The organism is Pseudodesulfovibrio portus, from assembly GCF_026000375.1.
Taxonomy (GTDB): domain Bacteria; phylum Desulfobacterota; class Desulfovibrionia; order Desulfovibrionales; family Desulfovibrionaceae; genus Pseudodesulfovibrio; species Pseudodesulfovibrio portus.
Genome location: NZ_AP026708.1, coordinates 1,430,887 through 1,453,313, shown reverse-complemented (window position 1 = coordinate 1,453,313; position 22,427 = coordinate 1,430,887). Strand labels below are relative to the sequence as shown.

Here is a 22,427-nt window from a genome sequence, read left to right as displayed (position 1 = left end):
CGGTCTCTGATGAGGCCGGGCTTTTTGCTTGGGTGGGGGCTATTCTTCGAGGGGGGTGAAGGTGCCGTCCTTGAGGGTGGTCAGGTATTCGGCGCTGAAGTCCACCTCGAGTTCGACCCAGAGGGGGAGGTGGTCGCTGATCTGGAAGGTGCGCCAGGTGTTGACGTAGTAGTCCCTGCGCAGTTCCTCGTCGGCCAGAGTCTTCTTGAAGTCGTTCACGGCGTTCAGTTTCTTGGCGGTGGGTTTGTTTTTCCGCCTGGCCTCGCGCAGGGCTTCCTCGGCATCCGCCAGTTTCCTTTGCAGGGTGGCGGTGACGAACGGGTCGTAGTCGCGAAACTGCGTGACCCCGTCCCGCATGACCGCAGAGAGCACGTCCAGGACGCCGTGGCTCCGGTCGGAATCGGCGCGGCGCACCGAGCCCTCCCTCGGCAGCCAGGATATCTGGTCGTAGAATTTGTTTTTCCTGGAGTTGCTCCCGATGATGTTCTGGGTGGTTTCGAATCCCTGTCCCACCAGGGCATTCCCGGCATCGTCACCCATCTTGTCGATGTTGAAGTCGCCCACCAGAATGTAGTTGTCCTTTTCCTTCTTCGCCAGCTTGGCCAGGTGTTTGGCCACGGACTCGATTTCACCGACCCGTCGCCTGTACTCGTCGGAGTTCTTGGACTGCTTGCCGTAATAGATGTGCACCGTGGAGAAGATGAACCGGAACCAGCCGGACTGGAAGGCGCAGGCGAACGGGGTGCGGGCGAACTGCCGTTTCCGGGTCACGTCGCTGATCTGGTCCTTCCAGGGCAGGACGATCTCGCCCGCGATGTTGCGGAAGCGGACCTTGTTGGTGTTGTAGATGAACCCGAGGCGCTCCTTGTTGCCGCTGCTCCCCTCGGTCACGTCGGTGACGATGTAGTCGTAGTCGGCCCCCAGCAGCCGCATGACCTCCTTGAGGGGGCCGAGGTCGCGGCAGATTTCCTGGATGGCGATGACGTCGAATGCGGAGATGACTTCGGCGATGTAGTAGAGCGACTCCTCGAGCCGGGGGCCGTCGCCGAACCGGTTGTCGTCGAAATTGCGGATGTTCCAGGTGCCCAGCACCAGCGTCGACTGCAGGGTCCGTCCGGGCATTTCCGCGGCCACGAGTTTCCGGATTCTCTCCAGCCCGTCCACGGTCCGCTTCCGGGACTTCCTGTCCATGCGCTTGAGCGGCCAGTAGTTGATCATGCCGTCCTCCTCTGGCCCGGGAAACAGCGTCTGAATCCGACGCACGGCGCGGGCCGGTTGCAATATTGGCTATTGCATACAGCATGCGCACGGTTGCGGCAAGATGGAGAGGAAATAGAAGGGCGAGGTGCGGCTAGTCGGCCAGGATCGCCTTGACCCTGCCCACCTGGCCGTCGTCCAGGCGGACCTTGATGCCGTGCGGATGGGTGGGCGATTTGGTCAGCAGCCGTTCGACCACGCCCTCGGTGAGGTTCCCCGAGCGCTGGTCTTTCTTCAGGACGATATGCACCCGCATGCCGGGCTTGATGTCTTTTCTGGGAATACTCATTCAACGGCCTCTGGTGGTTTACCCCGCGTCGGGGTTTGCTGGAGTGGGTTGCCGTGCAATCTGCCGACCGCAACCATGCATGCCGTGCCCGTTCGGGCGGGCGGCCGGTTCGAAAAAAGTGCGGATGCGCGGCTTTCGCAAACCTGCGCGAAGGGGATTACTGCCAGCGACCGCCGGAATAGCAGAAAATCTGGGCGTTGGGGCGGCGGACCTTGGGGGTGAACTCGGCAGCGCGGCATTCCTCGGGAGAGGAACCCCGGGCCTCGTATACCACTTCCACGAAGCGGAACAGGCCGGAATAGCCGTGTTGTTCCTTGGTCACCTCGAACAGCTTGCCCATTCCCGGGGCGACCTCTTCTTCGAGGTACTGGCGGCGCATGAAGTACACGGCCTTGTATGTGCCGTCGGACTGTTTCTCGATGCGCGGCTTGCGGCGTGAGGGCAGGAGGTGGGTGTTGGCGGTGGCCATCCACTCCAGGGCCGACGTGACCAGCTGCTGCTGTTTGCGGGCCAGGTCCTTTTTCAGGACGGTCAGGGCGGATTTGCCGGGCGATTCGGTGTCGGAGTCCTGGATGGAGGCGGTCTCCACGGGGGGGCTCGCCAGGGCCTCGCTCTGCGCCTGTGCGGCGGACGTAAAAAAGGCCCCGGTCAGAAACACGGCCAAAATAACATAGATAGCAGATTGTTGCATGGGTCGCATCCTTCCAACCAGAGCAGTGGGCTGGGCGGCAGTGCCGCCCAGCCGTTTGCACTATAACGCTACTTGGTCAGGATTTCAACCCTGCGGTTCAGCCTGCGGCCTTCCTTGGTCGTGTTGTCGTACTTGGGCTGGGATTCACCATAGCCCACGGCCTCCATGCGGTCTGCACCCACGCCGTTGGCGGTCAGCCAGTTCATGACGGAGTTGGCGCGGCGCTCGGACAAGCCCTGGTTGTAGGCGTCGGTACCGGTGGAGTCGGTGTGACCGGAGATGACGTAGGAAGCGGCGGGGTCCTGCTCCAGAAGAGCCTTGGCCCTGCTCAGGATCGGGGTCATTTCCTCGGTGATCGAATACTTGTCGAAGTCGAAGTTCAGGTTGAAGGAGATAGTTTCCTTGACCATGGGCACCGGAGCGGGCTTCGGAGCCGGATCAGCGACTTCGCCGTAAAAGACGGCCTGGGCATAACGCTTGAGGGCACCTGCGTCGGCAAAGGTGGCGGCGTCGGCCGGGACCGTGCACGGGAAGGCTGCGCGGATGCCCTCGATGACGGCCTGTCCGTCGGCGGTGTCGGCGTAGGAGACCACGTGGACGCAGAGCTTGTCGCCGTACTTGGCGTACAGGGCCTGTGCCTTGGCGACCGGGTCGGCACCGATGTTCGACGCGCCGTCGGTGAAGATGATCAGGGCGGTCTTGCCGCTCAAGGAGGACAGGGGACCGTCGATGCTGGCAAGGCCCGCGCCCATGGGGGTCTGGCGGTTGAAGATGTCGAAGCCGGTGTCGATGGCTTTGGCGGCGCCTTCCACGTTGGCCTTGGAGTAGGGCTTCATGCCGCACATTTCCTCAAAGGGGGCGAACATGTACACGCCGGAATTGTAGTCGAGTTCCGGGATGGCGTTGTTCAGGGCCAGGATGTTCTGGACGGCCATCTCGATTTTCTTCACTTTGAAGTCGCCTTTCATGGCCATGGAACCGGACTGGTCCACGAACAGGATGAAGTTGTCGACTTTCTTGACCATCTTAGCGTTGGCGGTGGCCGCGAACGCAAAGGACAGGGTCAAGAGAGCGGCCAGAGCCAGGAACAGCAGACGCTTTGAAGTTTTCATATTTTTTCTCCTTGATAAGAATTGTTCTCAAAAAAGCACAATCAGCATGATTTGCGAATTATGACATTACAAGAGTGTGGCCCCTGGCGCAAGGGGGTATGCCGGGAAATATAGGAAAAGTAATGCGATCTCAACAGGGAATGAAGAGTTCTTCGGGTTGCGTCCCGGCCGGGAACACAGTATAAAAAGACGTTTACACCCCGAGGATGAATCTCGGGGGAGCAAGGAGCAGTTATGTACATAGTCACGGGCGGCGCGGGATTCATCGGAAGCGCCATGGTCTGGAAACTCAACCGGATGGGCATCGACGACATCCTGGTGGTCGACAACCTGTCCACTTCGGACAAGTGGAAGAATCTTGTCGGCCTGCGGTATCAGGACTATCTTCACCGCGACCAGTTCCTCAAGTTCATGCTGGAGGGGGACGACCCGTTCGAGACCCAGGCGGTGATCCACATGGGCGCCTGCTCCTCCACCACGGAGCTCGACGCCGACTTCCTCATGGAGAACAACTACCGCTACACCCAGTACGTCTGCCGCTTCTGCCTGGATCACGACGCCCGGTTCATCAACGCCTCCTCGGCGGCCACCTACGGCAACGGCGAGTTCGGCTTCAACGACGCCCACGAGGGCATCGATCGGCTCAACCCGCTGAACATGTACGGCTACTCCAAGCAGCTTTTCGATCTCTGGGCCAAGGACGCCAATGTCCTTGACCGCATCGTCAGCCTCAAGTTCTTCAACGTCTTCGGCCCCAACGAGTACCACAAGGACGACATGAAGTCGGTCATCTGCAAGGCCCACTCCCAGATACTGGAGACCGGCGCGCTCAAGCTGTTCAAGTCCTACCGCGACGAGTACCCCGACGGCGGCCAGAAACGCGACTTCGTGTACATCAAGGACTGCGTGGACATCATGGCCTGGTTCCTGGAGAATCCGGACAAGAACGGCATCTTCAACATCGGTACGGGAACTGCAAGGACATGGAATGACCTAGCCAACTCGGTGTTCGCGGCCCTGGGAAGGGAGCCGAATATCGAGTATATCCCCATGCCGGAATCCATTCGCGATAAATACCAGTATTTTACGCAGGCCGACATGGACAAGCTCAGGTCTGCCGGGTATGACGGGGAAATGACGACCCTGGAAGACGGCGCCAAGGACTACGTGCAGAATTACCTGGACAAAGAAGACCGCTATCTCAAGTCCCGCTAGGGCGAGGTGTATTTGGAACGCAGGTCGCGCATATCAATACTGGCCGGGACGGTTTTCGTCCTCGTGCTGTGCCTCCCCTGGACGCTCATCGGCAAGACGCCCGACGGGAACCGGGTTCGGAAGTACGTGCCCGAGGCCCCGGTGGAGCAGCCCAAGCAGTCGGAATGGACCTTCTCGGCGGACCGCGTGGTGGGCGACCATACCAGCGAGTACGTGGAGGCCTTCGGCAACTGCTCCCTGAGCCTGGGCAAGAACCAGCTGCGGGCGGACTTCGCGCGGTACTACCAGTCCACGGGCTGGGTCTTTCTCAAGGGCAACATCCGCGCCCACTGGGACGGCGATTTCCTCCAGGCCGACGAGGCCGAGTTCGACCTGAACAACATGACCGGGTGGCTCAAGAACGGCAAGCTGTTCATGGCCAAGCCCCACATCTACGTGGAGGCCGAGCGCGTGGGCAAGGCCGCAGGCGACACCTACACCTTCAAGAACGCCAAGGTCACGGCCTGCTCCGGCGAAAGGCCCGCCTGGTCCGTGACCACCGCAGAGGGCGACGTGACCCTGGACGGCCGCGTCCACCTCTACCATTCCGCCTTCCGCATCAAGGACGTGCCGGTCTTCTACTGGCCGTATATGGCCCTGCCCGGCACGGCCAAGCGCCAGAGCGGTTTCCTGATTCCGTACATGGCCAGTTCGGACAAGCTCGGCTTCCAGTTCAACCTGCCGTACTATTGGGCCATCGACGACGAGTCCGATGCCACCTTCTATCAGAATTTCATGAGCAAGCGCGGATACATGCAGGGCATCGAGTACCGCCACGCCAACGACTCCGCCACCAAGGGCGTCTGGCAGGCGGACGTCCTCTACGACAAAAAGCGGGCCCCGACCGAGGGTGACGAGTTCGAGTCCTACCGGGGGGACGGGCTGACCCGCGACAACCCGGACCGGTGGTGGGTGCGCTCCAAGTACAACGGCTGGCTGGGCAGCCCCAAGTGGCAGGTCAGGCTCGACCTGGACGTGGTCTCCGACCAGAACTACCTGCGCGATTTTCAGAACGGCCCCAACGGATACGAGGCCTCGCGTGACCAGTTCCTCGACGCCTTCGGTCGCGACATCGAGAACATAGACTCCCTGCACCGCCTGAGCACGGCCTACGTCAGCCGCAGTTGGGACCGCTTCGGCGTCGTCGGCCTGGTCCAGTACGATCAGGCCCTGGAATACCGCAACGGCAACAACTCGTCGTCCCAGGACCCCACGGTCCAGAAGTTCCCGGAACTGGACGGGTTCGCCTGGCAGCAGTCCCTGTTCGGCACCGGGCTCGAGGCCTCCCTGGAAACCAAATACAATTATTTTCATCGTGAATACGGCAATTCCGGGCACCGGTTCCGGGCCACGCCGGAGCTGAAACTGCCGCTCAAGACCGACCTGGTCACGTTCATCCCGTCCCTGTCCCTGGATCACACCTCCTACAACGTGACCTCCCATGAGAAGACCGGCGTCATGACCGTCACCGGCCCGGGCGGGAAGACGCAGTCCATCGACACGGGCGTCATGGAGGACGGGTTCCAGAGCCGGACCTCCTGGGCGGGCGGGTTCACCGCATTTTCGGAGATGACCCGCGTGTTCAACCTGGCCGAGGATCTCAGTCCCGAGCCGGGGCTGGCCGGGACCAGCCGCTGGACCAGGCTCAAGCACTCCATCGTGCCTCGGGTGGAATATGGGTACACGCCGCATGTCTCGGGCCAGTCAAAGCTCCCGTATTTCGATGCCCTGGACCGGCTTGAGGCGAAGAACAAGGTGACCTATTCACTGACCAACCTGCTCGACCGGCGGCGCGATTCCGTGATCCTGTCGCCGGGTGAAAACGGCGGCCGGCCCGTGACCTCCGTGGCCAGCGACTACCTCGATTTCGTCCTGTTCCGCGTGGAGCAGTCCTACAATCTGCGCGAGGCGGACCGCACGGACGAGTTGGGGCAGTATGAGCGCCGTCCCTTCTCCGACGTCATGGTGGAACTCAAGGTCAAGCCCGAGACATTCATCGACGTGCTGACCCGCAACTGGTTCTCGCCCTACATCACCGGCCTGACCCAGAGCGAGACCTCGGTCGTGTTCCACAAGGACGGGTTGGGCATGATCTCCGTGGGCTACGATTTCCTGGACAAGGTGGACGAGTACCTGCGCACCCGCACCGATCGCATGTCCGTGCTCAACCTGGGTGCCAGGTGGGAGGTCACCGAGGACTTCTCCATCGGCGCCAAGTATCGCCACGACTTCGTGTCCGGCAAGGATTTGGAGCGCACCCTCAAGTTCAACTGGGCTGCGGAGTGCTACTCCCTGTATTTCGCCTACACCCAGAAGCCCGACGACCACCGGTTCGAGATCGGTTTCGATCTGCTCAATTTCTAGCCAAGCGATCCCCCAATGCTCGATTGCGCCGCCGCCGCAAAAAAGGCAGACTGCCGTGAGGGGAATCCGCTTCCCGCTGGTTTCTTTTCATTGCGTCCTGCATTCGAACCTTGCTGAACCTTCCGGAAGTCTTATTGTTGAGCCATGATGGAACCTGCTGAAATCCGTATCCTGCCCCCGGGCCTGAAGAACCAGATCGCTGCGGGCGAGGTGGTGGAGCGACCGGCCAGCGTGGTCAAGGAACTGGTGGAGAACTCCCTGGACGCGGGGTCCACCCGCGTGGACGTGACCGTGGAAAAGGGCGGGCGCGCGCTCATGGTGGTCCAGGACAACGGCACCGGCATCTCCCCGGACCAACTCGCCCTGGCCGTGACCCGGCACGCCACCAGCAAGATACGGGATTTCTCCGACCTGTCCGCCATCGGCTCCTTCGGCTTCCGGGGCGAGGCACTGCCGTCCATCGCCTCGGTGTCGCGGTTCATCATGACCTCCCGCGCCGAGGGGCATGAGGCCGCCTTCATCGAGGTGCGCAACAGCGAAGTGGCCGCCGAAGGCCCGGCCGCCCTGCAATCCGGCACCCGGGTGGAGGTTCGCGACCTCTTTCAGTCCATTCCGGCCCGGCTGAAGTTCCTCAAGACCGAGTCCACAGAGAACCGGCGCTGCCAGGAGACGCTCATGCGCCTGACCCTGGCCCATCTGCATGCCGGGTTTTCACTGACCGTGGGCGGGCGCGAGGCCTTCCGGCTGCCCTCCGGCCAGGACCTGTGCGCCCGGCTGGCCGCGTTCTGGCCCCCGGCGGTCTGCCGGGAACTTTGTCCCTTTGATTTCGAGCGGCACGGCTACCGCGCCCACGGCGTGGCCGGTTCGCCCGCCACGGCCCAGGGGCGGGGCAACCGCATCCTGCTCTATGTGAACGGCCGTCCGGTGCAGGACAAGCTCATGCTGTCCGCCGTGCGCCAGGCATACAAGGGCATGCTCCTGTCCCGCGAATATCCGCAGATCGTGCTTTTCCTGGAACTGCCGCGCGAGGAGGTGGACGTGAACGTGCACCCGGCCAAGATGGAGGTGCGGTTCATCGAGGAGAGCGCGGTCTTTTCCGTCATCCGGGGGGGCATCCTGCAGGCCCTTGGCAACCGGGAACCGGCCGGGAGCGGCGGTCCCGCCTATGCGCCGCCGCCCGCTTCGTCCGTGTCCGGCCCCTCGTCCTCCATGCCGCCCGGCCCGCCGGAAAAGTTCGCGCACCGGCCCGCGTCCATGGGCGACGGCCCGAAATTTTCCACCTACCGCCGGGTCGAGCCCGACTTCGTCCCGCCGAGGGGCCTGGACCTGCCCGTGGGGCCGTCCGCGCCCATGGCCCGGGAAGGGGCGGGGCCCGGCCTCGACGCGACCCGGTCGGCGTCCCTGGCGGGCGGCAGGATGACCTATCTCGGCCAGGTGGCCGACACCTATCTGGTGGTCCGCGAAGGCGATACCCTGGTGCTCATCGACCAGCACGCGGCCCATGAGCGCGTTCTGCTGGAGGCCATGCGCAAGGCCCGGACCAGGGGCGATTCCCAGCCCCTGGCCCTGCCCATCGAGATCGCCCTGCATCCCAGCGAGGCCGAGGTGCTGCAGGGGCTGCACGACGACCTGCGGTCCATGGGCTTCGTCATCTCCATGGACGGCCCGGCCAAGGCGCTGGTGCGCGGCATTCCGCCCACGCTGGACTCGGGCAAGGCGCGGGAGTATCTCACGGACGCCCTGGCGGAAAAGGCCAGGGGATTGGAAGACCTGTGGATCATGATGTCGTGCAAGACCGCCATCAAGGCCAACCAGCCCCTGGCGACGGACGAGGCCCTGGCCCTGCTCGAAACCTGGCTGGTCACCCCGGAGCGGGAGTACTGCCCTCACGGGCGGCCCATTGTCCTGCGCTGGTCGTCCCATGACCTCGAAAAAATTTTCAAGAGAAAATAATGATCGATTACAACAAATTGCGCGTTCGGATCAACCCGGACAACCTGCGCCACAATTACCGAATCTACCGGAAGCTTCACGACAACGTCATCCCGGTCATCAAGTCCGACGCCTACGGGCACGGACTGGCCGAGACCTGCCGGGCCCTGGAGCCCGAGGGCGTGATCACCTTTGCGGTCGGTTTCGTCAACGAGGCGGTCAAGCTGCGCGGGATCGGGTGCAAGACCCGCATCCTGGCCCTGCTCGGTCCCCAGGACGACGCCGACGTGGAGGCCCTGTGGCAGCATGACGTGCTGGCGGCCATCTCCCATATCGACCAGTTGAAAAAGGTGGCTGCCGCCGCTGCGGCCAACGGGCCGCTGGACATCGGGCTCAAGTTCGACACCGGCATGCGTCGGCTGGGGTTCCTGCCCGGCGAGCTGGACGCGGCCATGGAGGTCATCAAGGGGTCCGGGCTCAATCCGGTCATGGCCTCTTCCCACCTGGCGTCGGCGGATGTGCCCGGGCACAAGGACAATGTGGAAGGGCAGATCGCCACTTTCGAGTCCATGGTCGGCTGGTTGACCGCAGCCGGATTCGACGTGGAGGCCAATATCGCCAATTCCGCCGGGGCCCTGGCCTTTGAGCGGAGCCGGATGGGTTCCCTGCGCCAGGGCATCACCCTGTACGGCGGCAACCCGTTCTCGGGCTCCGAACTGGAATCCCTGGGCCGGGAGTTCCGGCCCGCCATGGAGGTCACCGCGCCGGTCATGCAGGTCCACGAGCTGAAAAAGGGCGAGTCCATCAGCTACGGCTGGACCTTCACGGCGGACCGCGACTCGGTGGTGGCCGTCGTCGGCGTGGGCTATGCCGACAACTACTCGCGCGGCCTGTCCAATACGGGCGAGATGCTCATCCACGGAAAACGGGCGCCCATCAGGGGGCGGGTCTGCATGCAGATGACCGCGGTTGACGTCACCGAACATATGCGCGAAGGTCACGCCGTCGGAGCCGGGGACAGGGCCTTTCTTCTGGGCGGACCGGGACCGGACGCCATCACCCCCAAGGAATTGGCAGGGTGGTGGGGAACCATCGACTACGAGGTGTTCTGCCTGCTGGGCATGAACCCGAGAGAGTATATTTAATTCAAGGAGATCGACATGCCTGCAGTGCAAGACGACGAATGGGTCGTGGCCGAGAGCTACCCCCTCAAGGACATGGAAGAGAAGGGCGTGACCCCTGCCTGGCTGGAAGGAAAATGGCTGAACGTGGCCGAGGACATGGCCCTGATTCCCGAGAACAACGTCCGCGTGATCGAGGAAAACGGCACCTGCCGCGTTGAAGTGTCCATGTATCTCATGGAGTGCATGCGCGGCTTCTAATTCCGGATTGCCGATAAGCGCACCATTGCTGCGTCAAGCGAATTGCAGGCGAGTCTTCGGGCCGTACGCGATATTCCGCACTCAGGAGTGCTGCAAAACGGCAAGACCCTCGCGTAGGAAAACTACGCTTTGGTCTTGCCGTTTTTTGCGCCCCGCACTCGTACGCTTCTCGGTGAACCGGCCTTGGCTCGAACCGGAAACAGGCTTATTGGAGGACCGGGCATGGCCCATGGGCTTGGATTTTCTGGAGTTGTCTTTCGGAACGCGGATGGCGGGAAAACGGCTTGATTGCGGGATCGGGACGGGTTTTGTAACAGAACTGTAACAAAGGATGACGTTACAATTTCGTTACGTTTGTGTTACACAGCCCACGCGCGCGGCGCGGCGGGATAGTCTGAGCGGCTTGACCAATTTCAACCGCCGTTGCGCAACGAGGTACAGGGTATGAGGCTCGGCTCCTTTCAGATGCGTATCCTTTTATGGACGTGGGCGCTTTTGCTCGCGGTCCTGGGCGTGATCTTTTTCTATTCCACCTCCATCGTGGAAGAAGAGTTGATCGCGGATACCGAAATCCGTTCCAGAAGCGAGATCGAGTCCATCAAGTGGCTCATCAGGGATCATCAGAGCTTTGCCGATGAGCGGGAGTTCTCCGAATGGGTGGACGCCTTCGGCTACAGCCTCGGCTCGCGCATCACCTACATCGTGGACGGGCGGGTCATTGCCGATTCCGACGTCCTGTTCGGCGACCTGGGCAACCTCGACGACCACTCCTCCCGGCCGGAGGTCATGGCCGCCCTGCAAAGCGGCTGGGGGGCCAACGTCCGCCACTCCGACACCCTGAGCAAGGACATGCTCTACGTGGCTTCGAAGATGGAGGCTTCCTCCGGCGTGCCCGAAGGCGTGATCCGGCTGGCCGTGTCCTTTTCCAAGGTGGGCGAGCGGCTGAGCCTGTTGCGCCGGAACTTCCTGTGGATATTCGTCATCACCTTCGGCGTGGCCCTGGTCATCAGCATCGTCATGTCCCACAACATGGGTCGGGAAATCCTGGCCTTTTCCGGCCTGGCCCGGGCCATCGGCGAAGGTGACTATTCCAAGCGGCTGCGCCGGGTCCCGGGCGGCGAGTTCAAGCCCCTGGCCGAGTCGGTCAACGCCATGGCCCAGTCCATCGAGCGCAACATGCAACTGGTCAGCGACCAGAAGGGGCAGCTCCAGGCCATCTTCCAGGGCATGCACGAGGGCGTGCTGACCCTGGACAGCGAGGGGCGCATCGAGTCCTTCAACCCGGCGCTGGACAAGATGTTCAACATGCCGGAGTCCTCCGTCGGCAGGACGCCCATCGAGGTCTCCCGGCGGTTCGAGATACAGGATCTGGTGGACTCCATCCTGGCCGACGCCGACAACGGTTCGAGTTCCGTGCAGATAGACCTGTCCGACTCGCGGACCGTGGAGGTCAAGGCCGAGGCGTACCGGGACCAGAACGGGGTGCGCAAAATCATCCTCGTCTTCCATGACATCACCGAGATGAAGCAGAGCGAGAAGGGACTCAAGGATTTCGTGGCCAACGCCTCGCATCAGCTGCGCACGCCGCTGACCTCCATCAAGGGCTACACCGAGACGCTCATCGACATGCCCCCGGCCAATCCCGAGGACTCCAAGGGGTTCCTGCAGACCGTGCTCAAGAACGCGGACCATATGGACAAGGTCATCTCCTCCATGCTCGCCCTGGCCAAGTCCGAGCAGATGGGCAAACGGCTGGAGCGGGTGCCGGTGTCCGGTCGCGAGCACCTTTCGCGGGCGGTCAACGACCTGACGCCGTGGGCCGCCGAGAAGGACGTGGTCATCGAGACCCGCACCCCCGAGGGCGAGATGATGGTCATGGGCGAGACCGACGGGCTGCTGCACGTCTTCCACAATCTGCTCAACAACGCCGTGAAGTACAGCCCCATGGGCGGTCGCATCACGGTCTTTGCCGAGGACGACGGCGAATCCATCGTCTTCTGCGTGGAGGACCAGGGCCCCGGGATCTCGCGCGAACTTTCGACCAAGGTGTTCGAACGGTTCTACCGGGTGGACGAGAACACCATCGACGGATCGGGCAGCGCAGGGCTGGGGCTTGCCATCTGCCGCCGCATAGTGAAAAATTTCGGCGGGGAAATCTGGCACGACGGATACGGCGAGGACGTCCGCGGAGCGCGCTTCTGCTTCCGCCTGGACAAACCGGCGTGACGATCGTGACGAACATTTAACCAACTCCCTCGAAAGAGGGGCGTAACAATGGATATATACGATCTGTTCCTTTACATGTCGCTGGGGGCGGGCTTCCTCATGGCCTTCAACCTCGGCGCGAACGACGTGGCGAATTCCATGGCCTCGGCCGTGGGTGCCCGGGCGATCACGATCAGGCAGGCCGTGTTCATCGCCGGCATCCTGAACTTCGTCGGCGCGGTTTTCCTGGGTTCGCATGTGACCGCCACCATCAGCAAGGGGATCATCAACCCCGAGGCCATCACCGATCCCAAGATCATCATGATCGGCATGTTCGCGGCGCTCCTGGCCGCGGCCCTGTGGGTGCTGGTGGCCACGCTGACATCGTTGCCGGTCTCGTCCACCCACTCCATCGTCGGGGCCATCACCGGCTTCGGCCTCATCGCGGGCGGCCCGAATGTGGTCAACTGGCTCAAGATGGGCGGCATCGTCCTGTCATGGGTCATTTCGCCGTTCTTTGCCGCAGCCATCGCCTATTTCATCTTCACGCACATCAGGAAGTACATCCTGTTCAAGCGGGATTTCATCCACCAGGCAAAGAAGTGGGCACCCATCTGGGTGGCCATCACCCTGGCCATGATCTCCCTGTCCTTCCTGTACAAGACCCCGGCGGGCAAATCGCTCCACCTGCACTGGGTCGCTTCGCTGGGCGTGGCCGCGTTCCTGTCCTTCCTGGCCTGGCTGGTCGCCCGGTATTTCGCGGCCAAGATCATTCTGGACGAGGAAGAGGGTGCCGAGGGCGTCGAGCGGATATTCCGCAAGATGCAGGTCGGCACCTCCTGCTACGTGGCCCTGTCCCAGGGTGCCAACGACGTGGCCAACGCCATCGGGCCGGTGGCCGCCATCTACCTCATCGCCAAGGAGCACGTGCTGTTGTCCAAGGCCGAGGTGCCTTGGCCCATGCTGGTGCTCGGCGGCGTGGGCATCGCCGTGGGTATCGGCCTGCTCGGCCATAAGGTCATGGCCACCGTGGGCCAGAAGATCACCACCCTGACCAACACGCGCGGTTTTGCGGTGGACTTCGGGGCCGCGTCCACCGTGCTGGTGGCGTCCAACCTGGGACTGCCCGTGTCCACCACCCACGCGGCCGTAGGCGGCGTGGTCGGCGTCGGCCTGGCCCGCGGGTTCCACGCCGTGGACTTCCGCGTGCTGCTCCGGATCGTGGCCTACTGGGTGGCCACGGTTCCCATTGCCGCCCTGACCAGCATCGTTATCTTTGTGCTGCTCAAGTGGTTGTGTTACAGCTAAGTCGCAATTAAATAAAAAAACCTTTCAAAAGAGGTCATATACATGTCATTGAGACTCCCCTTTTTCGGTTTGCTCGCCAGCCGGTCCCCCATGGACGGTTTGACCGAGCACTATGACAAGATCGCCGAGTGCATCGCGGCCATCGACGACTCCCTGGAATGCTACGTGTCCGGCGGCGTGTGTCGCGAGTTCGAGGAGCTGACCAAGGCAGTGGACGAGATCGAGAACCACGCCGACTCCATCAAGCGCAACATCCGCAACCATCTGCCCAAAGGGCTGTTCATGGCCGTGGAGAAGTCGCTTTTCCTCTCCTACACCAAGAGCCAGGACAATATCCTCGACTCCGCCCAGGACGCCCTGCATTGGCTGGCCATGCGCAAGGTCATCATCCCCGAGGACGTGCAGAAGGACCTGATCTATCTGCTCGACTCCATAGCCAAGTGCACGGTGCTCCTCGGCCCGGCCCTCAAGTCCACCATCGCGCTCATCCACGGCGAGTCCCTGGACCGCGAAGGGACCAAGGAGTGCTACCGCAAGGTCCGCCGCGAGCGCGACGAGGTGCGCCGCCGCAAGAACGCGTTGCAGCAGAAAATCTACGACAAGGATATAGATTTCAAGGATATCTACCAGCTTATCCACTTTGTGGACTGCCTGGACAAGATGGGGCATGACACCGAGAATTGCGCTGAATTGCTGCGCGCAATGATCGCGCGGTAAACGCGCGATTATTGTCGGCGCAGATCCGGCTTGCGATAGCGGCGCATCTGCACATTTTTCGGGCATCGTCCGATCCTCACCGTAGCGTTGCTACGCCTCCGGTCGGTCGATACCCGGGAAAATGCACATCTGCACCACTCTCCCAAGCCTCCCGTCACCGGGGGGGGCCGTCGCTGTTGGGTGCGCGCTGCATCCGAGCCACCTTTGGTCCGAATTAGGGGAGAGGCTTTTGCCTCTCCTTTTTTCGTGGGGTGTTGCGCGGCGAGGGGTGGCCAAAAGGAGCCTCATTGAGAATGGTCTGGTCGGTTTGTCTGAGACAGATTCCAACACGTTGAAAAAGCACGCGAAAAAATGTGAACAAAATGCTTGAAATTGAAAATCAAAATCAATATTGTGCGCACATGTTGAACAACGAGGGAAGGCGGGCGGCGGTTGTCGCCTCTGTGGATTTCGTCGCGTGGAGGGCGGTGTCTTCAATTCGGGGACGATGTAGGGGCCGGTCCGCAATGGTGCGGGCCGGCGAGTCTAACCGAAAAGGAGATACCAATGAGCAGTTTGAAAATACTCGGCATGTTGAACCGGGCCGGAATGGATGCCTTCAACGAGGGGAGGACCGAGGACGCCCTGTTTCAGCTGATCCAGGCGGACCGGCTGGCGCAGTCCATGGAGTCGCCCCTGCACGGGGCAAAGGTGCGCAACAACATCGGCCTGGTGCATCAGGGTGCAGGCAATCACGAAGCGGCCCTGGCCTGCTTTCGGGTGGCCGCGCAGGAAGCCGTCAGGGGCGCGGGCGAGGGGAATGTCCTGCACAAGGCCATCGCCCGGAACCTGAATCGGCTCGAGGCCGAAGTGACGGGGCAGGGCGCGTAGCATGCCGACCCGGAAAAACGTCCAGGGTGACAAACCCGCTGGTGGGACGTCGTGCTCACTCGATTCCACCCACTTCGTGACCACCGTGCTGCATCAGTTCGCCGAGTCCCTGGGCACGGCCATAGACGCCAAGGACCCGCACACATCCATGCATTCCGACGAGGTGGCCGAAGTTTCCCACGCCCTGGCCCTGACCATGGGGCTCTCCCCGCGCGAGGCGGACATCATCCACGTGGCGGCGCACCTGCACGACATCGGCAAGATCGGGGTGCCCGACGCGGTCCTCCGCAAGCAGGGGGCCCTGAACACCAAGGAGTGGCAGGCCATACGCAGGCACCCGGAGCTGGGGGCCAACATCCTCAAGCCCGTGGCCGCATTGCGCGACCTCGGCGTCGTGGACATGGTCCTGCATCACCATGAACGCTGGGACGGCAAGGGCTACCCGGCCCGGCTCAGGGGGGTGCAGATTCCCCTGGGTGCACGGATCATCTCCCTGGCGGACTCCCTGTCCGCCATGCTGCAAAACCGTCCCTACCGAAACGCCATGGATTTCACGAAGGCGCATGACGAGATTCTTCGCTGTTCCGCCACGCAATTCGACCCATCCGTGGTGATCGCTTTCAGGAAGTCGGCGGACACCATTCTGAAGATGGTTTCCTACCTGTCCAACAAGGAACAGGCCGCATAACCGCGACTGCATCCAACAGAAAAACCGCCCCGGCTGGTGCCGGGGCGGTTTTTTTATGTCTACGCGTTGCGGTTCATGGAAGCGGTGCGGATGTGCCGCTGTCGCGAGTCGCTAATCTGCTTTCGGCGGGTCCGGAAGATTGAGCATGGGTTCGATGACCTGCTCGAAGGCCTTGCCCGTGACGGTCTCGCGGTGGACCTTCATGAACGGGTAGCCCTCGTCGCCGGAGGTGGCCACCTCAGGGTCGAGGGGGATGCGGCCCAGGAACCGGACGCCCGCTTCCTTGGCAAGCTCCTCGCCGCCGCCGGACTTGAAGATGTCGTGCACCGTGCCGCAGTTGGGACAGGCGAACCCGGACATGTTTTCCACGATGCCGAGCACGCGGTTGCCCACCTCGCCCACGAAGGACACGGAGCGGCGCACGTCGTCGATGGCCACGCCCTGGGGGGTGGTGACGATGACGCCGATGGCTGTGGGTCCCAGCGTCTGCAGGGTGGACAGCGGCTCGTCGCCGGTGCCGGGGGGACAGTCCACGATCAGGTAGTCCAGGTCGCCCCACATGACGTCTTCCACGAACTGCTTGATCAGCCCCATCTTGACCGGGCCGCGCCAGATAACGGCCTGGCGGTCATCCGGGAGCATGAAGCCCAGGGACATGACGGACAGGTTCTTGGACCAGGGAACAGGCTCCATGACCTGATCACCCATATGGGGCTGCTTGCCCTTGAGGGAGAGGAGGCGCGGTACGCTGGGGCCGTGCACGTCCACGTCGAGCAGGCCGACCTTCTTGCCGGCCAGGGACAGGGCCACGGCGATGTTGGCGGCCACGGTGGACTTGCCCACGCCGCCCTTGCCGGACATGACCACGATCTTGTGCTTGATGCGGGACAGGGTCTTGTTCAGTTTCTCATCGGGATTGGTGCACCCGCTCTCGCTGGAGCAGGAACCGTCGGGTGCTGCGGACGCGCAGCCTTCACAACCGCTCATGGTATTCTCCTGAAAACGGCGGTCGGTGACCGCCTTTGAAGTATCGTGCAACGCCCGTCCGGGATCGGTTCCCAGCCGGGCCAACGCTAATTAAGCATGGTTTCGGATTTGTCAAACGCGGGTGCCCGGCATGGCCAGGTCGTCCAGCGCGTGGCGCATGTAGCCGTCGAGGACCTGGGTCTCGGAGCCGGTGAGCCAGGGCAGGACCGTGACGCCGCCCGCTTCAAGGGTCTGCCGGGTCTGGTTGCGGATGGCGCCGCAAAGAAAAGCAGTTACCCCGCAGGCCAATATGGCGGATGTCCTGTCCATAGGGTCCTTTGAGGGAAGGGATAGGTGGCCTGCGGGGTAAAATTTGTCGTCACGTATTTCAAATAACTTGTAGCCGTCAGCATTCTCGCAAACGGAGGCCAGTCGGTTCCGGTAACATGCCAGGCAGATGAGCTGGTCGGTATCTGCTTTCATTTCATCTACTCCACATACGGCGGACCCGAGCCGGATACACGCTATCAAGCACAGACCGTGCCATCTCATATAGCATTGAAAATCAATAAGTTATGATTTCGGCATACGGATTTGTGGCTAAAAATAAGCCCGGTACAGACAGGTTTGGGCTAATTATTTGCCCTTTCCGGGAGGGGTGAGCAGTCGGCGGAGGGTGTCCTTGGTGATGGAGAGCTCGCGGCAGGCGGCCATTTTCTTGCCGTTGTTCCGTTTCACAGCCTGCCGGGCGGCCCGGCGCTTGATATCGTCCATGGTCCCGCGCAGGGGGTCGGGGCCGGACCGGTCGGGCTGGCCGGGCTGGAGATATTCGGGCAGGTGTTCCACCTGGATGAAGCCGCCCGTGCAGAGGATGAAGGCGTATTCCAGGATGTTCTCCAGCTCGCGCACGTTTCCGGGGTAGCCGTGATGCATGAGCACCTGGAGAGCGTCCTCGCTCACGCCCAGGATGCCCTTCCCCTGGCTGGCCTCGAACTCGGCCAGGAAGTGGCTGATCAGGAGCGGCAGGTCCTCCTGTCTGGCCGAGAGCGGCGGCAGGGTCAGGGTGACCACGTTGAGGCGGTAGAACAGGTCCTGGCGGAAGGACCCTTCGGCCACGGCCCGTTCCAGGTTGCGGTTGGTGGCCGCCACCACGCGCACGTCTGCCTTTACCGGCTCCACGCCGCCCAGCGGCTCGTACATCTTGTCCTGGAGGAAGCGCAGCAGCTTGACCTGGAGCTTGCCCGGCATATCCCCGATCTCGTCCAGAAAGATGGTGCCGCTGTTGGCCAGCTGGAACCGGCCCGGCTTGTCCTTTCGCGCGTCGGTGAACGCGCCCGCCTTGTAGCCGAACAGCTCGGATTCCAGCAGCGTCTCGGGCAGGGCGCCGCAGTTCACGGCGATGAACGGCCCGTTCTTGCGCGGGCTCAGGTTGTGGATGGCCCGGGCGAACAACTCCTTGCCGGTTCCTGATTCGCCCAGCAGCAGGGTGGTGGCCTCGGAGTCGCTGATGCGCGGCAGGATGGCGAATATCTTTTCCAGGCCCGGGCTGCGGCCCACGATGTTTTCGAACCGGTAGATGTCCTTGGCCTGTCGCCGGGTGGCGTGGATTTCGGTCAGGTCGCGGAAGGTCTCCACGCCGCCGACCATGTTGCCGTCGCCGTCGCGCAGGGTGGAGGCGGAGATGGACACCGGCAGGGTGGTGCCATCAGAGCGCACGATGAAGATGGACTTGTTCACGATGGGCTTGCCGCTGTCCATGCAGGCGGAGATGGCGCAGTTCCCGTCGCACAGCGAGGAGCGGAACACGTCCCAGCACTTGCGGCCCACGGCCTCGGTCTCGGGGATGCCGGTGATGCGTTCGGCAGCCTCGTTGAAGTAGGTGACGTTCCAGTCGGCGTCCACGGTGAACAGCCCGTCGGCGATGGAGGCGAACACGTCTTCAAGGGGCAGGTTTTTCGGGAAGGACATGATTGGCAGCGTACGCGTCTATTTATGTGCTGCCAAGAAAAATGGGCGAAAAATTCTCCCGGTTATTTTGTGGGCTCCAAACCCGCGATGCGAGTTTGATCGCCATTTTGGTTTTTAGCGCATTCGCGTTTGACGGCAATCGTTCTCCTTCTGGAGTGTTCCGCTTTTACAGCGGCTGACTTTTTGGCTGGCGCACCAAAAAGTAAGCAAAAAATGCGCTTTTCCAACTTGGCCGCCCCAAGATCGCGGCAAGAATCCGATCAGCTCTGGACGGCTCCCATCCGTGGGGGATGGCTGGCGTTGCAAGTATGGGGAGGTGTTGGCCCTGGCAGGGGGGCGGGCTGCATTTTGGGAGCCGCCGTCCCTTGCAGTCGGCTTCTAGGCCGCGATCAAGGCGGGTGCATACTATGATTAATTGAGCGTGCGTCTACCAAGAGGTGCACCTACTGGAGATGGCAGGTTCAAACGGCAGTGACGGCAATTCGCTGGCAGGTCCTAGAGCCTGTTCCGGGCGAATTGCGCAGCCCGTCGACATTGCCGCAGGCAAGTTTGCAGACGGGCAGCAAAGTCGCCTACAGGCTCTTGGGCCTGGCAGCGCGAGCTAGCCCAAAAGCGCCCTTTTTCCCCTATTTTTGGGGCGCCAGCCAAAAATAGGGCCGCCGAGGGGCGGAACACGTTGTAAGGAGGACGAAGAGCGTACAACGCGAATGCGCCTCCGCTTCTTCCTTCCGCACGCAAAAAAAAGTCAGGCCGCCCACAAGGGCGGCCTGACTTTCAAATCTTCAAAAGCGGTGAAGCGGCTTACAGCTTCTCGGCCCGCTTCTCGCGCAGCCACTCATACCACGCCTCCATGTTCTCGCCGGTGCGGGCGGAGATGGGCATGACCTTGATGTCCTTGTTCAGCTTGGTGGCGTGGGCCTTGGCCTTGTCCAGGTCGAAGTCCACGTAGGGCAGCAGGTCCACCTTGTTCAGCAGCATGACTGCGGAGATGTGGAACATGAACGGGTACTTTTCGGGCTTGTCGTCGCCCTCGGCCACGGACAGGAGCGTGACCTTGTAGTCCTCGCCCACGTTGAACTCGGCCGGGCAGACAAGGTTGCCCACGTTTTCCACGAACAGGATGTCCAGCCCCTCGGTGTCGATGGACTTGAGCGCGTCCATGACCATGCCGGAATCCAGGTGGCAGCCGCCCTCGGTGTTGATCTGCACGGCCTGGGCGCCGGTGGCGGCCACGCGCTGGGCGTCGTTGTCGGTCTGCAGGTCGCCTTCGATGACGGCCATCCTGAACTCATCCTTGAGGTCGGTCAGGGTGCGTTCAAGCAGTGTGGTCTTGCCCGCGCCCGGAGAACTCATGAGGTTCAGGCACAGGATCTTCTTGACCCGAAATTTTTTGTTCAACTCATCGGACAGACGGTCGTTGGCTTCCAGCACGTTTCTGACGATGGGGACTTCCTGGGACATGTTTCCTCTCCTTGCTATAGCTGGTCATCCACTTCAATGGAGTCGATGAGCAGTTCCTTACCTTCGAGAACCTTGTGGCCGAGCAGGGCGTCGCACTTGGGGCAGGGCATGCACCGATTGTGCTCGGGCGAGAATTCCTCTCCGCACTCGCCGCAGGTCACCTTGACCGGCACCTCGATCACTTCCAGTTCGGCTCCGTCGAATTCGCCGCCGGGGATAAGCGCCTCCCATGCGAACTCCAGGGCTTCGGTGACCACGCCGGCCAGGCGGCCGTTTCTGATGGTCACCTTCTTGAGCCTCTTGCCGTCATGTTTGACCATCTCTTCGCGCAGGATGCCGAGGATGGATTCGACGATGGACATTTCATGCATGGGAATTGGGCTTACTCCTTTTTGACCTATGCGGCAAGAACTACGGCAGCGTCGGCTTGCAACAGCAGGCCGATTTCGTCGTCGGAAGGTCGGAGTCCGGCCCCGCCGTATCGGGATGCGGCTGCGGGAAAGCCCCAACCGTCCGCCTGGGACTCGACCCGCTCCTGCAAGCCTTGATTCGGGGAAAGAGAGGAGTAGACGTGCCGGCTTGGGAACGGGGTTGCTTGAGGGCGGTCGGAAACGGATTCGCTGTGACGGGTTTTTGTTGACACGGCCGGAAATTTGCAGGAATGTTTCCGCACTTGTTCTCAGGGCGGGGTGCAATTCCCCACCGGCGGTGATCCGGCTTTCCGGGAAGCCCGCGAGCGCCTCCCTCAGGTGGGAGGGTCAGCAGATCCGGTGTGATTCCGGGGCCGACGGTAAGAGTCCGGATGGAAGAGAATGAGGCAGTTCTGCGTTTGCGCATCCCGGCGGTCCTCGCCTCATGGTGCGCATGCGTTCCGGCGAACACCGGCGCTCAAGCCGTGCCCGCCACTCTGTCTACGCGCCCTGATTCATCCCTAACCTCCTTGGAGGGTTTCTTTGATGATGGATCAGCCAATCCTCAAACAGTTCGGCGGCCCGATCTCGCGGGTCGAAAACGCGATCGCCTTGTTGCGCAAGGGCCGGGGCATCCTGGTCACCGACGACGCGAATCGCGAAAACGAGGGCGACCTCATCTTCGCCGCCGAAACACTGACCAATGAGCAAATGGCCATGCTCATCCGCGAATGCAGCGGCATCGTCTGCCTGTGCATGAGCGAAGAAAAGGCCCTGCAGCTCGACCTCCCCATGATGGTGGAGGAAAACGAGAGCCAGTTCGGGACCGCGTTCACGGTGTCCATCGAGGCCGCCCAGGGCGTGACCACCGGCGTGTCCGCAGCCGACCGGGTGACAACGGTCAAGGCGGCCATCGCCCCGGACGCCAAGCCCGGCGACCTGGCCCGGCCCGGCCACGTGTTCCCGCTCTGCGCCCGCTCCGGCGGCGTGCTCGAACGCGGCGGCCACACCGAGGCCACCGTGGACCTCATGCGGCTTGCCGGACTCAACCCCTGCGGCGTGCTCTGCGAGCTGACCAACCCCGACGGCACCATGGCCAAGCTGCACGAGATCGTGGGCTTTGCCATCAAGAACGAAATGGCCGTGTGCACCGTCCAGGACATCATCGCCTACCGCGAACACCGCGAAGACGAGGACGGAAACCTCAAGCCCGTGGAAGACGCCCCCAAGGCCCCGGGCATGATGCCCGCCGGCGCCACCAGAGGCACCAGCGCCATGTCGCGCTCCAACAGCCGCTGGTAACCGACGCCAAAAACAAAATACGGCTTCTCCTTCGATATAGTAGGCCCCTCCGGTTTTCGCCCGGAGGGGCCTTTTTCTTGCTCGGCGGCTTCCGATAGCGGCACATCTGCACCACTCTCGAAAGCCTCGGGGTGTAAGAAGGGAAGGACCAGACGTACTATTGTCTTGTCCTCAACCCCGCGCGGATGCGCGCACAAAAAGTTTAGGAAAAGGAGGGGATGGGGGTCCGGGGGAAGGGGAGGAAAGAACCC

20 protein-coding genes and 1 riboswitch are annotated in these 22,427 nt (G+C 62.2%); of the genes, 11 read left to right on the top strand and 9 right to left on the bottom strand.

Annotated elements, in window-relative coordinates; all coding sequences use genetic code 11:
* Window positions 1-39: 39 nt before the first annotated feature.
* The 4 genes from OO730_RS07025 to OO730_RS07010 form a co-directional block, all read right to left on the bottom strand.
* Entirely contained in the window at window positions 40-1,218 is a 1,179-nt protein-coding gene (locus tag OO730_RS07025) for an endonuclease/exonuclease/phosphatase family protein (RefSeq protein ID WP_264983873.1), read from the bottom strand.
* Window positions 1,219-1,351: 133 nt separating this feature from the next.
* Entirely contained in the window at window positions 1,352-1,546 is a 195-nt protein-coding gene (locus OO730_RS07020) for a YwbE family protein (protein ID WP_264983872.1), read from the bottom strand.
* Between the two features lie 157 nt (window positions 1,547-1,703).
* On the bottom strand, window positions 1,704-2,237 hold the full coding sequence (locus OO730_RS07015; RefSeq protein ID WP_264983871.1) for a hypothetical protein: 534 nt from the start codon (window positions 2,235-2,237) through the stop codon (window positions 1,704-1,706).
* A gap of 68 nt (window positions 2,238-2,305) precedes the next feature.
* Window positions 2,306-3,349, bottom strand: coding sequence for an OmpA family protein (locus OO730_RS07010; RefSeq protein WP_264983870.1), 1,044 nt, complete (start codon window positions 3,347-3,349; stop codon window positions 2,306-2,308).
* Window positions 3,350-3,583: 234 nt separating this feature from the next.
* Between OO730_RS07010 and rfaD the strand changes: the two genes are divergently transcribed.
* From rfaD to OO730_RS06960, 10 genes are all read left to right on the top strand, one after another.
* Window positions 3,584-4,564, top strand: coding sequence for an ADP-glyceromanno-heptose 6-epimerase (gene rfaD / locus OO730_RS07005; RefSeq protein WP_264983869.1), 981 nt, complete (start codon window positions 3,584-3,586; stop codon window positions 4,562-4,564).
* A gap of 12 nt (window positions 4,565-4,576) precedes the next feature.
* Window positions 4,577-6,967, top strand: a complete 2,391-nt coding sequence (locus OO730_RS07000) for an LPS-assembly protein LptD (RefSeq protein ID WP_264983868.1) — start codon at window positions 4,577-4,579, stop codon at window positions 6,965-6,967.
* A 144-nt stretch (window positions 6,968-7,111) separates the two neighbouring features.
* Window positions 7,112-8,920 (top strand): DNA mismatch repair endonuclease MutL, encoded by a 1,809-nt coding sequence (mutL, locus tag OO730_RS06995; RefSeq protein WP_264983867.1) that lies wholly within the window; start codon window positions 7,112-7,114, stop codon window positions 8,918-8,920.
* The gene (alr, locus tag OO730_RS06990; RefSeq protein WP_264983866.1) at window positions 8,920-10,044 is read left to right on the top strand and encodes an alanine racemase; all 1,125 of its coding nucleotides are present in this window, start codon (window positions 8,920-8,922) and stop codon (window positions 10,042-10,044) included. Before mutL ends, alr begins: the two co-directional genes overlap by 1 nt.
* Before the next feature lie 15 nt (window positions 10,045-10,059).
* A complete protein-coding gene (locus OO730_RS06985) occupies window positions 10,060-10,281 on the top strand; it encodes a hypothetical protein (RefSeq protein WP_264983865.1) in 222 nt (73 codons plus the stop codon).
* A gap of 444 nt (window positions 10,282-10,725) precedes the next feature.
* Window positions 10,726-12,507: a sensor histidine kinase gene (locus tag OO730_RS06980; RefSeq protein WP_264983864.1), complete on the top strand. Its 1,782-nt coding sequence runs from the start codon at window positions 10,726-10,728 to the stop codon at window positions 12,505-12,507.
* 48 nt (window positions 12,508-12,555) lie between these two features.
* Window positions 12,556-13,794, top strand: coding sequence for an inorganic phosphate transporter (locus OO730_RS06975; RefSeq protein ID WP_264983863.1), 1,239 nt, complete (start codon window positions 12,556-12,558; stop codon window positions 13,792-13,794).
* Between the two features lie 42 nt (window positions 13,795-13,836).
* A complete protein-coding gene (locus OO730_RS06970) occupies window positions 13,837-14,511 on the top strand; it encodes a DUF47 domain-containing protein (RefSeq protein ID WP_264983862.1) in 675 nt (224 codons plus the stop codon).
* Window positions 14,512-15,057: 546 nt separating this feature from the next.
* The gene (locus tag OO730_RS06965; RefSeq protein ID WP_264983861.1) at window positions 15,058-15,381 is read left to right on the top strand and encodes a tetratricopeptide repeat protein; all 324 of its coding nucleotides are present in this window, start codon (window positions 15,058-15,060) and stop codon (window positions 15,379-15,381) included.
* 1 nt (window position 15,382) lies between these two features.
* A complete protein-coding gene (locus tag OO730_RS06960) occupies window positions 15,383-16,069 on the top strand; it encodes an HD-GYP domain-containing protein (protein ID WP_264983860.1) in 687 nt (228 codons plus the stop codon).
* 111 nt (window positions 16,070-16,180) lie between these two features.
* On the opposite strand, the gene OO730_RS06955 is transcribed toward OO730_RS06960, so the two are convergent.
* From OO730_RS06955 to OO730_RS06935, 5 genes are all read right to left on the bottom strand, one after another.
* Complete coding sequence (locus OO730_RS06955; protein ID WP_323373374.1) at window positions 16,181-17,056, bottom strand: Mrp/NBP35 family ATP-binding protein; 876 nt, start codon at window positions 17,054-17,056, stop codon at window positions 16,181-16,183.
* A gap of 111 nt (window positions 17,057-17,167) precedes the next feature.
* Complete coding sequence (locus tag OO730_RS06950) at window positions 17,168-17,365, bottom strand: hypothetical protein (protein WP_264983859.1); 198 nt, start codon at window positions 17,363-17,365, stop codon at window positions 17,168-17,170.
* 306 nt (window positions 17,366-17,671) lie between these two features.
* Window positions 17,672-19,003, bottom strand: a complete 1,332-nt coding sequence (locus OO730_RS06945) for a sigma-54 interaction domain-containing protein (RefSeq protein WP_264983858.1) — start codon at window positions 19,001-19,003, stop codon at window positions 17,672-17,674.
* An 801-nt stretch (window positions 19,004-19,804) separates the two neighbouring features.
* Window positions 19,805-20,464 carry a hydrogenase nickel incorporation protein HypB gene (gene hypB, locus OO730_RS06940; protein WP_264983857.1) on the bottom strand — a complete coding sequence of 220 codons (660 nt, stop codon included), beginning with the start codon at window positions 20,462-20,464 and terminating at the stop codon, window positions 19,805-19,807.
* A gap of 14 nt (window positions 20,465-20,478) precedes the next feature.
* The gene (locus OO730_RS06935; protein ID WP_264983856.1) at window positions 20,479-20,835 is read right to left on the bottom strand and encodes a hydrogenase maturation nickel metallochaperone HypA/HybF; all 357 of its coding nucleotides are present in this window, start codon (window positions 20,833-20,835) and stop codon (window positions 20,479-20,481) included.
* Window positions 20,836-21,135: 300 nt separating this feature from the next.
* Window positions 21,136-21,282, top strand: a riboswitch (FMN riboswitch).
* Between the two features lie 141 nt (window positions 21,283-21,423).
* On the opposite strand from OO730_RS06935, the gene ribB reads away from it, so the two are divergent.
* A complete protein-coding gene (gene ribB, locus OO730_RS06930) occupies window positions 21,424-22,176 on the top strand; it encodes a 3,4-dihydroxy-2-butanone-4-phosphate synthase (protein WP_264984138.1) in 753 nt (250 codons plus the stop codon).
* Window positions 22,177-22,427: the final 251 nt, after the last annotated feature.

What these genes read in the sequence shown, in the direction of transcription:
- alr (WP_264983866.1), top strand. Translation starts at nt 8,920, where the DNA reads ATGATCGATTACAACAAATTGCGCGTTCGGATCAACCCGGACAACCTG.
- OO730_RS07025 (WP_264983873.1), bottom strand. Translation starts at nt 1,218, where the DNA reads ATGATCAACTACTGGCCGCTCAAGCGCATGGACAGGAAGTCCCGGAAG.
- rfaD (WP_264983869.1), top strand. Translation starts at nt 3,584, where the DNA reads ATGTACATAGTCACGGGCGGCGCGGGATTCATCGGAAGCGCCATGGTC.
- OO730_RS06945 (WP_264983858.1), bottom strand. Translation starts at nt 19,003, where the DNA reads ATGTCCTTCCCGAAAAACCTGCCCCTTGAAGACGTGTTCGCCTCCATC.
- hypB (WP_264983857.1), bottom strand. Translation starts at nt 20,464, where the DNA reads ATGTCCCAGGAAGTCCCCATCGTCAGAAACGTGCTGGAAGCCAACGAC.
- OO730_RS06935 (WP_264983856.1), bottom strand. Translation starts at nt 20,835, where the DNA reads ATGCATGAAATGTCCATCGTCGAATCCATCCTCGGCATCCTGCGCGAA.
- ribB (WP_264984138.1), top strand. Translation starts at nt 21,424, where the DNA reads ATGGATCAGCCAATCCTCAAACAGTTCGGCGGCCCGATCTCGCGGGTC.
- mutL (WP_264983867.1), top strand. Translation starts at nt 7,112, where the DNA reads ATGATGGAACCTGCTGAAATCCGTATCCTGCCCCCGGGCCTGAAGAAC.
- OO730_RS06965 (WP_264983861.1), top strand. Translation starts at nt 15,058, where the DNA reads ATGAGCAGTTTGAAAATACTCGGCATGTTGAACCGGGCCGGAATGGAT.
- OO730_RS06950 (WP_264983859.1), bottom strand. Translation starts at nt 17,365, where the DNA reads ATGGACAGGACATCCGCCATATTGGCCTGCGGGGTAACTGCTTTTCTT.
- OO730_RS06975 (WP_264983863.1), top strand. Translation starts at nt 12,556, where the DNA reads ATGGATATATACGATCTGTTCCTTTACATGTCGCTGGGGGCGGGCTTC.
- OO730_RS07020 (WP_264983872.1), bottom strand. Translation starts at nt 1,546, where the DNA reads ATGAGTATTCCCAGAAAAGACATCAAGCCCGGCATGCGGGTGCATATC.
- OO730_RS06980 (WP_264983864.1), top strand. Translation starts at nt 10,726, where the DNA reads ATGAGGCTCGGCTCCTTTCAGATGCGTATCCTTTTATGGACGTGGGCG.
- OO730_RS06960 (WP_264983860.1), top strand. Translation starts at nt 15,383, where the DNA reads ATGCCGACCCGGAAAAACGTCCAGGGTGACAAACCCGCTGGTGGGACG.
- OO730_RS07010 (WP_264983870.1), bottom strand. Translation starts at nt 3,349, where the DNA reads ATGAAAACTTCAAAGCGTCTGCTGTTCCTGGCTCTGGCCGCTCTCTTG.
- OO730_RS06970 (WP_264983862.1), top strand. Translation starts at nt 13,837, where the DNA reads ATGTCATTGAGACTCCCCTTTTTCGGTTTGCTCGCCAGCCGGTCCCCC.
- OO730_RS07015 (WP_264983871.1), bottom strand. Translation starts at nt 2,237, where the DNA reads ATGCAACAATCTGCTATCTATGTTATTTTGGCCGTGTTTCTGACCGGG.
- OO730_RS06985 (WP_264983865.1), top strand. Translation starts at nt 10,060, where the DNA reads ATGCCTGCAGTGCAAGACGACGAATGGGTCGTGGCCGAGAGCTACCCC.
- OO730_RS06955 (WP_323373374.1), bottom strand. Translation starts at nt 17,056, where the DNA reads ATGAGCGGTTGTGAAGGCTGCGCGTCCGCAGCACCCGACGGTTCCTGC.